Annotated in this window: 9 protein-coding genes; 2 read left to right on the forward strand and 7 right to left on the reverse strand. The window is 71.6% G+C overall.

The annotated features are described in order from the left end of the window. Window positions 1-81: 81 nt before the first annotated feature. Window positions 82-5,142 carry an NAD-glutamate dehydrogenase gene (locus O7598_RS05040; RefSeq protein WP_269690225.1) on the forward strand — a complete coding sequence of 1,687 codons (5,061 nt, stop codon included), beginning with the start codon at window positions 82-84 and terminating at the stop codon, window positions 5,140-5,142. 76 nt (window positions 5,143-5,218) lie between these two features. Here O7598_RS05040 and O7598_RS05045 read toward each other — a convergent pair whose 3' ends face one another. Together O7598_RS05045 and O7598_RS05050 are read right to left on the reverse strand one after the other, a co-directional pair. Continuing rightward, window positions 5,219-6,034, reverse strand: coding sequence for a class F sortase (locus tag O7598_RS05045; RefSeq protein WP_269694751.1), 816 nt, complete (start codon window positions 6,032-6,034; stop codon window positions 5,219-5,221). Between the two features lie 79 nt (window positions 6,035-6,113). Beyond that, entirely contained in the window at window positions 6,114-7,295 is a 1,182-nt protein-coding gene (locus O7598_RS05050; RefSeq protein ID WP_269690226.1) for a hypothetical protein, read from the reverse strand. A 484-nt stretch (window positions 7,296-7,779) separates the two neighbouring features. Here O7598_RS05050 and O7598_RS05055 point away from each other — a divergent pair, with 484 nt between their 5' ends. Next, a complete protein-coding gene (locus O7598_RS05055; protein ID WP_269690227.1) occupies window positions 7,780-9,582 on the forward strand; it encodes a glycoside hydrolase family 6 protein in 1,803 nt (600 codons plus the stop codon). A gap of 109 nt (window positions 9,583-9,691) precedes the next feature. On the opposite strand, the gene O7598_RS05060 is transcribed toward O7598_RS05055, so the two are convergent. The 5 genes from O7598_RS05060 to O7598_RS05080 all read right to left on the reverse strand — a co-directional run bounded on the left by O7598_RS05060 (window position 9,692) and on the right by O7598_RS05080 (window position 14,107). Further along, the gene (locus O7598_RS05060; protein ID WP_091069265.1) at window positions 9,692-10,069 is read right to left on the reverse strand and encodes a hypothetical protein; all 378 of its coding nucleotides are present in this window, start codon (window positions 10,067-10,069) and stop codon (window positions 9,692-9,694) included. 80 nt (window positions 10,070-10,149) lie between these two features. Further along, the gene (locus O7598_RS05065; RefSeq protein WP_269690228.1) at window positions 10,150-10,470 is read right to left on the reverse strand and encodes a hypothetical protein; all 321 of its coding nucleotides are present in this window, start codon (window positions 10,468-10,470) and stop codon (window positions 10,150-10,152) included. A gap of 16 nt (window positions 10,471-10,486) precedes the next feature. After that, window positions 10,487-12,142, reverse strand: a complete 1,656-nt coding sequence (locus tag O7598_RS05070; RefSeq protein ID WP_269690229.1) for a sodium:solute symporter family protein — start codon at window positions 12,140-12,142, stop codon at window positions 10,487-10,489. A gap of 180 nt (window positions 12,143-12,322) precedes the next feature. After that, the gene (locus tag O7598_RS05075) at window positions 12,323-13,501 is read right to left on the reverse strand and encodes a hypothetical protein (protein WP_269690230.1); all 1,179 of its coding nucleotides are present in this window, start codon (window positions 13,499-13,501) and stop codon (window positions 12,323-12,325) included. Window positions 13,502-13,513: 12 nt separating this feature from the next. After that, the gene (locus O7598_RS05080) at window positions 13,514-14,107 is read right to left on the reverse strand and encodes a hypothetical protein (protein WP_269690231.1); all 594 of its coding nucleotides are present in this window, start codon (window positions 14,105-14,107) and stop codon (window positions 13,514-13,516) included. Window positions 14,108-14,218 lie beyond the last annotated feature (111 nt).

A 14,218-nucleotide genomic window follows, 5' to 3' on the forward strand; every position in this document is an offset into this window, starting at 1 on the left:
GCCGACCGAGGGGCACAACGGCAGGCCTAGGCTGGGCGGCAGAGTGACCCACAACGCGGTGGGTCGAGGGGAGTGGCACCGATGGACCGGCGTCCGGCGATCAAACCGGGACCCGATCTCCAGGCTGACACCAGCCGGGACGATGACAGCTTCGATTCGGCGACCGACGGGGACGGTTTCGGCCGTCTCGACACAGGAGTGACCGGCCTGACCGGTTCCAGCATCGACACCCTCTACGACCTGGGTCTGCCCGCGCAGGCGCTGGCCGACGACGTCGAGGACGCCGAGCTGGACGAGCCGGTGCCCAACGCGGAACGGCTGGTCGCCCAGGCGGTCGCGCTGGCCGGCGAGGACCATGACGCCGCCACGCTGGTGGACCGCTTCTGGCGGTTCGCGCCGGACGAGGAGCTGATCGGCTTCACCGCCGAGGAGATGCTGGAGGCGGCCCGGGCGCACCGGGACCTGGCCCAGCAGCGGGTGCCGGGCGAGCTGAAGCTGCGGATCCACGAGCCGGACGCCGAGCAGCACCACACCGTCGTCGAGATCGTCACCGACGACATGCCGTTCCTGGTCGACTCGGTCACCGCGCTGCTGAACTCCCGGCACCTCGACGTGCACCTGCTGGTGCACCCGCTGGTGGTGGTCCGGCGCGAGCCGCTGGGCCGGCTCACCGAGGTCTCCGCCGACGTGGAGCCGGACGACGCGATCGCCGGTGACCTGGTCGAGAGCTGGATGCGGATCGAGATCGACCCGGTCCGCGACCCGGCCGAGCGGGAGACGGTGCGGCGCGAGCTGCAGCGGGTGCTCACCGACGTGCGGGAGGCGGTCGAGGACTGGCCCAAGATGCGGCAGCGGGCGCTGGCGCTCGCCGACGAGCTGGCCGCCGCACGCACCTCGGACAACCGCCCGCCGGTGCCGGAGAAGGACATCACCGACTCGGTGGAGCTGCTGCGCTGGCTGGCGCACGACCACTTCACCTTCCTCGGCTACCGGGAGTACCGCCTGGTCGACACCGACGGCGCGGACGGCGGGCAGGCGCTCGAGGCGGTCCTCGGCACCGGGCTGGGCATCCTGCGGTCCGACTCGCCGGAGGCCCGGTCGCTGAACTCGATGACCCCCGAGGCGCACGAGCGGGTGCTGGAGAAGCGCCTGCTCATCATCACCAAGGCCAACTCCCGCGCCACCGTGCACCGGTCGGCCTACCTGGACTACATCGGCTTCAAGATCTTCAACGAGGTCGGCGAGGTGGTCGGGGAGCGGCGCTTCCTGGGCCTGTTCTCCACCGCCGCCTACCGGACCAGCGTGCAGGAGCTGCCGGTGGTCCGCCGCAAGGTGGCCGAGGTGCTGGACCGTTCCGGCCTGAGCCTGCGCAGCCACTCCGGCAAGGACCTGCTCCAGATCCTGGAGACTTACCCGCGCGACGAGCTGTTCCAGATCAAGACCGACGACCTCTACCACGCGGTGATCGGCGTGCTGCGGATGGCCGGTCGCCGGCAGTTGCGGGTCTTCCTGCGTCGGGACGCGTACGGGCGGTTCATCTCCTGCCTGATCTACCTGCCCCGGGACCGGTTCACCACCCAGAACCGGCTGCGCATGCAGGACATCCTGCTGCGCGAGCTGAACGGCGTCGGGGTCGACTACACCACCCGGGTCACCGAGTCGATGCTGGCCCGGGTGCACTTCATCGTCCGCACCGACCCGAACAACCCGCCCGGCGAGATCGACGCCGACCTGCTCGCCGAGGAACTGGCCGACGCCACCCGGCTGTGGGACGACGACTACCGGCTCGTGCTGGAGCGCAAGCTCGGTGACGAGCAGGCCAAGCACCTGTTCGGTCGCTACGCCGACGCGTTCCCGGAGGGCTACAAGGACGGGCACACGCCGTACGAGGCGATGAAGGACCTGGCGAAGCTGGAGCTGCTGGAGGAGCCCGGCCAGCTGGAGATGCACCTGTTCCGCAAGCAGCTGGCCCCCCGCGCCTACTCCGGCCGCGCGAACGACGCCGACGAGTCGATGGACGTGCGGTTCAAGGTCTACCGGTACGGCGAGCCGATGATGCTCTCCGCCGTGCTGCCGGTGCTGCACTCGCTCGGCGTGAAGGTGGTCGACGAGCACCCGTACGAGGTGGAGCGCGTCGACGGCCGGATCTGGCTCTACGACTTCGGTCTGGAGCTGCCCGAGCGGCACCAGGACCTGGCCGAGGTGCGCCCGCACGTGGAGAACGCCTTCGCCGCCGCCTGGCGGGGCGAGGCCGAGGTGGACGGCTTCAACGAGCTGGTGCTGCGTACCGGGCTCACCTGGCGGCAGGTGGTGGTGCTGCGGGCGTACGCGAAGTACCTGCGGCAGGCCGGCACCGTGTTCTCCCAGGAGTACATGGAGCAGACGTTCATCGCGTACCCGCGCATCGCCGGGTTGCTGGTGCAGCTCTTCGAGACCCGGTTCGCGCCCGGCGCGACCACGTTGGACGAGCGCCGGCAGCGCAGCGGCGAGCTGGTCGACGCGATCGGCGAGGCGTTGGACGAGGTGGCCAGCCTCGACCAGGACCGCATCCTGCGGGCCTATCTGACGCTGATCCAGGCCACCCTGCGCACCAGCTTCTACCAGAAGCCGGTGGGCGGTCGGCCCAAGCCGTACGTGGCGTTCAAGCTGGACCCGCAGGCGATCCCGGACCTGCCGGCGCCGCGGCCCAAGTTCGAGATCTTCGTCTACTCGCCCCGGTTCGAGGGCGTGCACCTGCGGTTCGGGCCGGTGGCCCGGGGCGGCCTGCGCTGGTCCGACCGGCGCGAGGACTTCCGCACCGAGGTGTTGGGCCTGGTCAAGGCGCAGATGGTGAAGAACGCGGTGATCGTGCCGGTCGGCGCCAAGGGCGGCTTCGTGCTGAAGCAGAAGCCGGGCGACCGGGACGAGGCGGTGGTCTGCTACAAGGAGTTCATCTCCGCGCTGCTCGACGTCACCGACAACATCGTCAGCGGCGAGATCGTGCCGCCGGACGACGTGGTGCGGCACGACGCCGACGACCCGTACCTGGTGGTGGCGGCGGACAAGGGCACGGCGACGTTCTCCGACATCGCCAACGAGATCTCCACCGCGCACCGCTTCTGGCTGGGCGACGCGTTCGCCTCCGGCGGCTCGGCCGGCTACGACCACAAGAAGATGGGCATCACCGCCCGGGGCGCCTGGGAGTCGGTGAAGCGGCACTTCCGGGAGCTGGGGCACGACACCCAGACCCAGGACTTCACAGTGGTCGGCGTCGGCGACATGTCCGGCGACGTGTTCGGCAACGGCATGCTGCTGTCGGAGCACATCCGGCTGCTGGCCGCCTTCGACCACCGGCACATCTTCCTGGACCCGGACCCGGACGCGGCCACCTCGTTCGCCGAGCGCAAGCGGCTGTTCGACAAGCCCCGGTCCTCGTGGGAGGACTACGACCCGGAGCTGATCTCGGACGGCGGCGGCATCTTCCCGCGTACCGCGAAGTCGGTGCCGATCACGCCGCAGGTGCGCGCGGTGCTCGACCTCGACGACGACGTCACGCAGCTCAGCCCGCAGGAGCTGATGAAGGCGATCGTCACCGCGCCGGTGGACCTGTTCTGGAACGGCGGCATCGGCACCTACGTCAAGGCGTCGACGCAGACCAACGCCGAGGTCGGGGACAAGTCCAACGACGCCATCCGGGTGGACGGCAAGAGCCTGCGCTGCCGGGTGGTCGGCGAGGGCGGCAACCTGGGCTTCACCCAGCAGGGCCGGATCGAGTACGCCGCGACCGGTGGCCGCATCTACACCGACTTCATCGACAACGCGGCCGGGGTGGACTGCTCCGACCACGAGGTGAACATCAAGATCCTGCTCAACACGGCGGTCGCCGACGGGGAGCTGGACCGGCCCGAGCGCGACGAGCTGCTGGCCCAGATGACCGACGAGGTCGCCGAGCTGGTGCTGCGGGACAACTACGACCAGGCGCGGGCGCTCAACAACGCCCAGGCCCAGGCCGCCTCGCTGCTCCCGGTGCACCGTCGCATGATCAACGAGCTGGAGCGGTCCGGCGCGCTGGACCGGGCGCTGGAGGCGCTGCCGCCGGACGAGGAACTGGCGGTCCGCACCGAGAGCGGCCTCACCGCGCCGGAGTTCGCGGTGCTGCTCGCGTACGTGAAGATCGTGCTGGAGCGGGAGATCGTCAGCGAAGGGCTGGCGGACGAGGAGTGGACGACCGACGTCCTGGTCAACTACTTCCCGACGCCGCTGCGGCAGCGATTCGCCGACCGGATGGGGCGGCACCGGCTGCGCCGGGACATCGTCACCACGGTGCTGGTCAACGAGGCGATCAACCGGGGCGGCATCTCGTTCGTGTTCCGGGTGGTCGAGGAGACGGCTGCCTCGGCGGCGGACGTGCTGCGGGCGTACGTGGTGGTCCGCGAGGTGTTCGAGCTGGGCGACCTGTGGAACGCGGTGGAGGCGCTGGACAACAAGGTCTCGCCCGAGCTGCAGACCGCCGTCTACCTGGACACCCGGCGGCTGCTCGACCGGGCGGTGCGCTGGCTGGTCACGAACCGGCGCTCGCCGATCGACGTGCCGGCGGAGATCGCCCGGCTCCGCGACGGGGTGGCCCGGCTCATGCCGGACCTGGAGCACCTCTTCTGGGGCACCGAGCGGGATGCCATCGCGGCGCACATCGAGGCGCTCGTCGGCAAGGGGCTGCCGCGGGAGCTGGCCGTGCAGGCGACCCGCCTGATGTACAGCTTCGGCCTGCTCGACATCGTCGAGACGGCGCAGACGACCGGGCGGCAGGTGAGCGAGGTGGCCTCGGTCTACTTCGTGCTCTCCGACCGGTTCCGGGTGGACGCCCTGCTGTCGAAGATCTCCCTGCTGCCGCGGGAGGATCGCTGGCAGACGCTGGCCCGGATGGCGCTGCGCTACGACCTGTACGCCGCGCTGGCCGCGCTCACCGCGGAGGTGCTGGGCTCCACCTCCGACGACCTGCCACCGGTGGAGCGGGTGCAGGAGTGGGAGCAGGCGAACGCGACGTCCATCCACCGGGCGCACCGGGCGATGGGGGAGTTCGACGAGTCCCGCGCCGACCTCTCCGCGCTGTCCGTCCTGCTGCGCCAGATCCGCACCCTGGTCCGCACCTCGGCCGCGGCCTGACGGTAAGGCGGGGCCCCCTGTCAACGCCTCCGGTAGAGGAGGGGGCCCCGCTCAACACCCCGACGCGCCGCGCCGGTCACGCGGTCATGTGTGCGTAGACCACGATGTTGTTCAGGTAGCTGCCGGCGCTCCGGTCGAACACCCCGCCACAGGTGACCACCCGCAGGCCGGGCACGCCGGACGGGCCGTAGACCTGCTCCGCGGGAAAGGCGGTCTTCGGGTACGACCGGACCTCGTCCACGGTGAAGGTGGCGGTCGAGCCGTCCTGCCGGGAGACCGTGATGGTGTCGCCCCGCACCAGCGCACCGAGGTTGAAGAAGACCGCCGGGCCGAGCTTGGCGGAATCGACGTGCCCGACCACCACCGCGTTGCCGACCTCACCGGGGCTGGCGCCGGGGGAGTACCAGCCCGCCTTCATCGCCTGGTCCAGCGGGGGCACCTGCACCGTGCCGTCCGGGTTGGTGCCGAGCGTCATGATCTCCGCGCGTACCCCGATCCGGGGGATCGCGATGGTGGTCGGCGCCGATCGGGGCAGCCCGGCCGGCACGCCGCGGGCGCCCGCCGGGGAGCCGGGCGGCGCGGCCGGAACGGCCCCGGCCGTGGCCGGCGGCACGGCTCCCCCCGGCGGGACAGCTCCAGCCGGCGGGACCGCCGGCGTCCGCCCGGTCGGTGCCCCGGGAGTCGTGGGACCCGTCGACGGTGCGGGAACCGTCGGGGCCGGAGTGGTCGGGGGAGTCCAGTCCCACGGCGCGGCGGTCGCGACGTCCGCGTCGGGAACGCCGGCCGGATCGGCGGTGTCGGTCGGGCCGGCCTGCGCGATCGGCTGCGGCTGCGGCGGGGTGGGCGGCGGCTCGGTGCGGACCGACGCGCCGATCAGGCCGGAGCCCACCATGGCGAGCAGGACGACGAGCGCCGCGCCGGCGGCACGCCACGGTCTCCCGCGACGGCCGCCGGCCCGGTTCGTCGTCCGGTCAGACCAGGTCACCGGCCCGCCGCCGGCGCAGCAGCACCAGCCCGCCCAGTGCGGCGGCACCGATCATGCCGGCGCCCCCGGTGGCGAGACCGCGGTCCAGACCGGTGCCGGCCATGCCGCCGTCACCGCCGTCGACCCCGCCGTGGGGGAGGACCACGAGTTCACCCTCGCCGCAGGAGCCCCGTAGCTCGTACCGGCCCGGGTGGACGTCCTCGGAGACGCGGGCCTCGCCGTAGTAGACGAAGTCCTTGCCGTGCTCCCAGCCGGCCTCGTCGCCGCCGGAGCCGTACTCGTCCCCGCCCTGCCACGCGTCGCCGCCCTGCCACTCGGCCCCGTGCTCGTCCTTGCCGTCCTTGCCGTACTCGTCCCCGGCCTCGGGGCCCTTGCCGTGGTCGTCCTTGGCCTCGGGGCCTTTGCCGTGCTCGTCCTTGGCGTCCGGGCCCTTGCCGTGGTCGTCCTTGGCTTCCGGGCCCTTGCCGTGCTCGCCCTCGGCCTCCTTGCCGTCCGGGCCGTGCCCGTCCTTGCCGTCCTTGCCGTGCTCGTCGTCGGCCCAGTCGGCGGCGTCCCAGCCGGGCTCGGCGGCCTGGCCGTACTCCTCCGGGCCCTGGGCGGCGGGGTCGACGGCCGCGCCGGCACCCGTGCCGCCCGACTGCGGCGCGTCGGCCGGCGGCTGCGGCATCCCCGCCTCGCCCGGTCCGTGCCCGTCCTTGCCCTGCTCGTCCTTGCCCTCAGGGCCCTTGCCCTCGGGGCCCTTGCCATGCTCGTCCTTGCCTTGCTCGTCCTTGCCGTCCGGGCCCTTGCCGTGGTCGTCGCCGCCGTGCGCGTCCTTGCCGTCGGGACCCTGGTCCGCGTCGGCCCAGTCGCCACCACGATCGGCCCAGTCGCCACCACGATCGGCCCAGTCGGAGCCGTCGGCCCAGTCGCCGTGCTCGCCGTCGCGGGCCGGGTGCAGGTCGACCTTGCCGGTCACCTTCGACCAGACGTAGGCGTGCTCCTGCGGCTCGGAGCAGATCTGGAGCAGTTCCACGGTGTCGCCCGCCTTGACCACGTGCGGCTTGGCGATGACCTTGCCCTCGTCGTCGTGCCCGCCCGCGTAGGCCAGCCCTGGGGTGAACACGAGAAGGCCCGCGCCGCCGAGAGCGGCACCCGCGACGACCTTCCCGAGCATCTTCTTAGCCATGAGCAGCGTCACTCCATCCCTGTTCGTCCTGAGCCCGACGTCAGTCGAGCTACCGCCGACGTTAGACCTTTTCGCGACTTATTCGGGGAAAGATTCGTTTTTAGGACTTTGCCGATGATGTGGCTTTCGCGCGTGCGGAGCGCCGCCGCGCCCGGTCTGGGCCTCGGAGAACCCGCTGCGCGGTAGGGTCGGGGTGGGCGTATCGAGCCATTGCCATGGAAGCGCTCCCATGCAAGAATCGCTGCACGCGGTTCGGGGAGCCACACCGCGAGCTCAGACGTCGAGGGCAACCGGCACCGCCGGACGACGTCCGCTCCCACGGCCGGTCCTGCGGACCGGTCGGCACCACCACCCCCTCACGCCCGTCCGGGTCGGGCGTCCCCCGAAGCAACCCGTGGCGCGCACGGTCATCCCGCAGGGCGACCGCCACCGCCATTCCGCCGGGCCGTACGCGGATCCGGTCTCGCCCAAGGAGATCAGTGGTATGAATCTGTGGAGAAGGCTGTCCGGCCGGAGCCGGACGCTCGCGCTCACCGGCGCCGGCGTCCTCGTGGCCGGTGGGCTCGTGACCCTTCCGGTCACCGCGGCGCAGGCCGCGACCCAGTGCAGCGTGGAATACACCACCAACGACTGGGCCGGCGGCTTCACCGCCAGCGTGGTCATCAAGAACCTCGGTGACCCGGTCAGCTCGTGGAACCTCGGCTTCACGTTCCCGAACAGCAGCCAGCGCGTGCAGCAGGGCTGGTCGGCGAAGTGGACCCAGAGCGGCCAGAACGTCACCGCGCAGAACGAGTCCTACAACGGCTCGCTGGGCACCGGCGCCAGCACCAACATCGGGTTCAACGGCGCCTGGAGCGGCAGCAACCCGAAGCCGACGCAGTTCACGCTGAACGGCACGGTCTGCAACGGCGGCACGCCGCCCACCAGCACCCCGCCCACCAGCACGCCGCCGACGAGCACGCCGCCCACCAGCACGCCGCCCACGAGCACCCCGCCGACGAGCACGCCGCCCACCAGCACCCCGCCGGGGCAGAAGGTGGACAACCCCTTCGTCGGGGCCAAGGGCTACGTGAACCCGGAGTGGAAGGCCAAGGCCGAGTCGGTCGCCGGCGGCAGCCGGGTGTCGAACAACCCGACCGCGGTCTGGATCGACCGGATCGCCGCCATCAACGGCACCCCGGACAGCAGCTCCAACGGCGCGATGGGGGTCAAGGCCCACCTGGACGCCGCGCTCGCCCAGGGCGCCGGCTACATCCAGTTCGTCATCTACAACCTGCCCGGCCGGGACTGCTCCGCGCTCGCCTCGAACGGTGAGCTGGGCCCGAACGAGCTGCCCCGCTACAAGGCCGAGTACATCGACCCGATCGCCGCGATCCAGGGCGACGCGAAGTACAAGAACCTGCGGATCGTCAACATCATCGAGATCGACTCGCTGCCCAACCTGGTGACCAACACCTCGGGCAACCCGGGCGGCACCGCGATGTGCGACACGGTCAAGGCCAACGGCGCGTACGTCAACGGCGTGGGTTACGCCCTCGCCAAGCTCGGCGCGATCGGCAACGTCTACAACTACATCGACGCCGGCCACCACGGCTGGCTCGGCTGGGACAGCAACTTCGGCCCGGTCGCCGACCAGCTCAAGGCCGCCGCCGTCGCGTCCGGCAGCACCGTGCACAACGTGCAGGGCTTCATCACCAACACGGCGAACTACTCCGCGCTGAAGGAGCCGTACGTCAAGATCACCGACTCGGTGAACGGCCAGACCGTGCGGCAGTCCAAGTGGGTCGACTGGAACATGTACGTCGACGAGCTGTCGTTCGCCCAGGCGTTCCGGCAGAAGCTGGTCTCGATCGGCTTCGACAGCAACATCGGCATGCTGATCGACACCTCCCGCAACGGTTGGGGCGGCGCCGCCCGGCCCACCGGCCCGGGCCCGTCGACCTCGGTGGACGCCTACGTCGACGGGGGTCGGATCGACCGTCGCTTCCACGCCGGCAACTGGTGCAACCAGGCGGGTGCGGGCCTCGGCGAGCGGCCGAAGGCGGCGCCGGAGTCCGGCATCGACGCCTACGTCTGGGTGAAGCCCCCGGGTGAGTCGGACGGCTCCAGCAAGGAGATCCCGAACAACGAGGGCAAGGGCTTCGACCGGATGTGCGACCCGACGTACACCGGCAACGCCCGCAACGGGAACAGCATGTCCGGCGCCCTGCCGGACGCGCCGATCTCCGGCGCCTGGTTCCCGGCCCAGTTCGCGCAGCTGATGCAGAACGCCTACCCGGCGCTCTGATTCCGCGGCCGGACCACCCGCCGCGGCGGGAGTGAGGCACCGCCGCGCGGGTTCCCCCGGGCCCCTGGTCGACGCCCACGTCGACCAGGGGCCCCCGGCCGTCCAGGGGTCAGGGCACCGTCTTCTCGATCGCCGCTCGACCCAGCTCGTCCAGGTCACGGCGGGCCCGCTCCACGTTCTCCGCTGTCACGTCCTGACCGCGGGCCCGCACCAGGTCCTCCGGCTCCCAGGGCTGCTCGGCGCCGGTACGGATGTTGTCCCCGCCCGCGCCGGTGCCGGTGCCGGTCGCGCCGGTCCCGGCCGCGTACGGGTCGCCGAGGATGTCCGGCGACCCGGTGTCGGCCACCGCGCCGTCCGGTTCGGTGAAGGTGGGATTGTCCGGGTCGGTGCCGCCGGTACGCAGCTGCGGCACCGTGCTGTCGTCGTCCACCGCCGCGGCCACCTCGGGGGTCTCCTCCAGCGGTCGTCCGGGGTCACGATCGGCCATGCTGCTGCCTCCTGTCCCAATCGGTGATCCCCCTGGCGTACCCCTTGCGGGGACGGCCATGCCGGACCCCGGCCGACGGCTCAGGACTCGCCGGAGCGCGTCTTCGGCGCCTCCGTCGGGCTCACCTTCTGCCACAGCAGCATGAGCAGCCCGAAGACCAGCATCACCGCACCGGCCCACAGGTTGATCCGCAGCCCCTGCGCCTTGTCGATCTCGGCCGACGAGTCGAAGAGCCCCATCAGCCCGACGATCAGCCCGTACGCGACGAACAGCCCGCCGATGACCCGGCGGATGTCGAACAGCCGGGCCGCGGCCGAGTTCTCCTCCCGGGCGTCCTCGGTCTCGTCGACAAGCGGGTCGTGGGCCTCGCCGCCCTGGTAACGGTCCTCGTTGTCTGCCATGACCTGGTTCCCTTCCTCAGAAGACCGGGATGTAGAAGAGGGCGGCGAGCACCACGGCGACGACGCCGAGCAGCACCGGGGAGCGGTACCAGGCCGCGTCGCCGGCCAACGAGTCGTCCTTGAGCGTGGTGTCGCTCATGCCGTACACCAGACCGGTCAGCTCGTCGTCGGTCTTCGGCCGGGTCAGCGGCGTGATGATCGCGGCCACCACCGCGACCGTGACGAAGGCCAGCCCCGCGCCCCAGAAGCTCTCCTCCAGGTCGGAGTTGAAGCTGATCACGCCGAGCTTGTAGAGCAGGTAGGTGGCGATCGCCACCACGGTGCCGGAGAGCAGCGACCAGAAGCCGGCCAGCGCGCTCATCCGCCGCCAGAACATGCCGATGATGAAGGTGCCGAAGAGCGGGGCGTTGAAGACCGAGAAGAGCGCCTGGATGTAGTTCATGATGTTGCTGAAGCCGGCCGCGATGAACGCGGTGCCGATACCGACCACCACGGCCACCACCGTGGCGATCCGGCCCACCTTCACGTAGTACCCGTCCGGGCGGTCCCGCCGGAAGTACGCCTGCCAGATGTCGTACGTGAAGACGGTGTTGAAGCCGCTGACGTTGGCCGCCATGCCGGCCATGAACGACGCCACCAGGCCGGTGACCGCGATGCCGAGCACGCCGTTGGGCAGCAGGTCGCGCATCAGCAGCGGGATGGCGTTGTTGTAGACCAGGTCGCCCTGGTCGGCGCCCAACCCCTTGACCGTGATCAGGGCGATCAGGCCGGGGATCACGGTCACCACCGGGATGAGCAGCTTCGGGTACGCCCCGATGATCGGGGTACGCCGGGCGGCGCTCATGTTCCGCGCCGACAGCGCGCGCTGCACCTCGGCGAAGTTGGTGGTCCAGTAGCCGAAGGAGAGCACGAAACCGAGGCCGAAGACGATGCCCAGCCAGTGCGCGCCGAGCGGGTTGTCGGTGCTGCCGGTGCCCTGCCAGGCGTGCAGGCCGGCCTCGCCGAGCTTGGACTCCCGCACCGCGTCCATCAGCCCGCTCACGCCGCCGACCTTCACCAGGCCGATCACCGTGATCGGCACCAGCCCGGCGATGATCACGAAGAACTGGAGCACCTCGTTGTAGATCGCGCCGGACAGGCCGCCGACGGTGATGTACGCCAGCACGATCACCGCGCCGATCACGATCGCCACCCAGAGCGGCCAGCCCAGCAGCGCCTGCATGATCAGCGCCAGCGCGTACAGGTTGACGCCGGCGATCAGCACCTGGGCGACCGCGAAGCTGATCGCGTTGAGCAGGTGGGTGGGGCGGTTGAAGCGCAGCCGCAGGTATTCCGGCACGCTGCGCACCTTGGAGCCGTAGTAGAACGGCATCATCACGATGCCGAGGAAGACCATCGCCGGCACCGCGCCGATCCAGTAGTAGTGCACCGTCATGATGCCGTACTGGGCGCCGTTGGCGGCCATGCCGATGATCTCCAGCGCGCCCAGGTTCGCCGAGACGAACGCCAGGCCGGTGACCCAGGCGGGCAGCGACCGCCCGGAGAGGAAGAAGTCGACGCTGGTCTTGATGGCACGCCGGGCGGCGAAACCGACCCCGAGCACCGTGACGAAGTAGAGCGCCAGGATCAGGTAGTCCAGGGCGTTCATGTTCAACCGTAGGCCGCTGCCCATGCCTGTTGCTCCCCTCGTGTGGGTGCGTGCTGCGCCGGCAGTTACCCCGATCGCGACGTTTCATGCCTGCTGTTCCGGTTCACCGAAGACGCAAGGAGGGGCCCCTTCTTAACGCCTGGCGTCGAGAAGGGGCCCCTTCTCACCGGACGGCCGGTGAGGTGCGGGTGCGGGTGGCGGGCCTCAGCGCCCGAGCACGCGGTCCAGGAAGTCGCGGTAGCCGCGCACGGCCACCCGAAGCTGCTCGGTGTCCGACGAGCCGGACTCCTGCCAGGTGCCGAGCTTGGTGCGCTGCTCCCGCAGTGCCGTGGACAGCGCCTCGATCGCCTCCTCGACCAGCGACTCGGCCTCGCCGACCGCGGCCTTCGGGTCGTCCACGAAGCGCAGCTGGACGTCGCGCCAGCGGTCCCGGAAGCCCTGTGCGGCGTCCGGGGCGAACAGCGTCGCCGCGTCGCCCGGCACGGCGCCGGGGGTGGGGCGGGCCGCTCCGGCCACCGCCGCTCCGGCCGCGCCGCCGGCGACCGCGCCGGCCGCCGCGGTGGCGCTCTCCGGGTCGACGGTGTCGTGGTGCCGACCGGTGGCGGCGTCGGCGTCCACGGGTACGGGCTCGGCGTCGGGGTCGACCAGGCCCGGCTCGGGGCTGCCGTAGCCGACCGCGCCGGCGGCGACCGCGTCGTCCCGGTCCCGGTCCGGCACGCCGTCCCGGTCCGCGTCGGCGACCACGGTCTCGTCGGCGTCGTCGACGCGGGTGTCGTCGCGGTCGGCGTGGGCGGTCACGGTGTCGTCCCGGTCGGCGTGGGCCCCCACCGTGTCGTCCCGGTCGGCGTCGTCGAGGGAGGTGTCGTCGCGGTCCGTGTCGGGGTGCCCGGCCGCCCAGCGGTCCCGGTCGTGCAGCCGGTCACCGGCCGTCGGGTCGGCCCGCTCGTCGTCCAGCGGGTCGGTCCGGCCCGGCGCGCCGTCGCCCGGCACGGCGGTGTCCTCGCCGCGCGCGTCCCGCTCGTCCTCCGGGCGGCCGCCGGCCAGCGCCGAGGCGGCCACCGCGTCGCCGACCGTGGCCGCGCCGAACGCCGTCGGCAGTGGCGCCGGCTCGTGGAACGCGGGGCGTCCGTCGTCGTCGCGCGCCTCGTCGTCGTCCGACCGGTCGGCCCCGTCCCGCAGCTCACCGGCGTCGTACGCCCGGGTCTCGTCGAGCCCCGCGGCCCGTTCGTCGCCCACGGTCGGGTCGTCCGACGTGCCCCGGTCGTCACGTGCGTCCTCGGGCACGTCGGTGCGGTCGTGGTCGTGCGGCGGCGGCACCGGTACCGGCGCGGACCGTACGGCCTCGGGGTGGTCCTGCGTGACCTGCTGGTCTTCCTGGCGCATGGCGGCGGCTCCTCAGCGGCTCGTGGCGTCGTGCTCGGAATCGGGGTGGCGCTGCTCCGGCGCCCGCTGGCCGACCGGGTCCTCGCCGAGCAGGTCGGCGAAGAGGGCCCGGTAGTGCACCAGCGCCTGCCGGAGGTCCTCGGTGCCGGCCTCACCGCGCTCGTTGCGCTGCCGGATCTCGTGGGCGTCGCGGTAGTGGGTAAGCGTGCGGGCATGCTCGACGGAGAGGTGGGCGATCTGGTCCGAGAAGTCCCCGGTGGGGTATCCGCGCTCGGTGATCAGGGCGCTGACCAGCTCGTCGGCCTCACCGACCGCTTCCGACGGGGAGTCGACGAAGCGCACCTGGACCTCCTCCCAGGCGGCGGCGTAGCGGGCCCGGGACTCCGGGCTGAGGGGGGTCAGCTCCAGCTCGGCGTGCCGGCGCTCGCGCTCGCGCAGCTCACGCTCGGCGGCGCCCCGGCTGTCCTGTTCCTGCACGGCCCGGTCGTACTCGGGGCCGAAACGCTGCCGCAGCGCCCGCCGGCGGTTCGCGACCACGGCGAACGCGACCAGAGCGGCGACCACGACGACGACGATGACTATGACGACTACCTGGGTGGGCGACATGGCTCCTCCTTCGGCAGGTGGTATTCCCTGGTGGGGGTGATCGCCAATCCCGTTCCGGCGCACTTTCCCGGCCGGAACGCGAAAGCTGAGCCGTTCCAGAAACACCCGTCC

Origin of the sequence: Micromonospora sp. WMMC241 (assembly GCF_027460165.1) — a bacterium.
GTDB classification, from domain to species: domain Bacteria; phylum Actinomycetota; class Actinomycetes; order Mycobacteriales; family Micromonosporaceae; genus Micromonospora; species Micromonospora humi.

Bases quoted from the DNA above. Each gene is read 5' to 3' on its own strand.
- O7598_RS05040 (WP_269690225.1), top strand. From the start codon at position 82: ATGGACCGGCGTCCGGCGATCAAACCGGGACCCGATCTCCAGGCTGAC.
- O7598_RS05045 (WP_269694751.1), bottom strand. From the start codon at position 6,034: ATGGTGGGCTCCGGCCTGATCGGCGCGTCGGTCCGCACCGAGCCGCCG.
- O7598_RS05050 (WP_269690226.1), bottom strand. From the start codon at position 7,295: ATGGCTAAGAAGATGCTCGGGAAGGTCGTCGCGGGTGCCGCTCTCGGC.
- O7598_RS05055 (WP_269690227.1), top strand. From the start codon at position 7,780: ATGAATCTGTGGAGAAGGCTGTCCGGCCGGAGCCGGACGCTCGCGCTC.
- O7598_RS05060 (WP_091069265.1), bottom strand. From the start codon at position 10,069: ATGGCCGATCGTGACCCCGGACGACCGCTGGAGGAGACCCCCGAGGTG.
- O7598_RS05065 (WP_269690228.1), bottom strand. From the start codon at position 10,470: ATGGCAGACAACGAGGACCGTTACCAGGGCGGCGAGGCCCACGACCCG.
- O7598_RS05070 (WP_269690229.1), bottom strand. From the start codon at position 12,142: ATGGGCAGCGGCCTACGGTTGAACATGAACGCCCTGGACTACCTGATC.
- O7598_RS05075 (WP_269690230.1), bottom strand. From the start codon at position 13,501: ATGCGCCAGGAAGACCAGCAGGTCACGCAGGACCACCCCGAGGCCGTA.
- O7598_RS05080 (WP_269690231.1), bottom strand. From the start codon at position 14,107: ATGTCGCCCACCCAGGTAGTCGTCATAGTCATCGTCGTCGTCGTGGTC.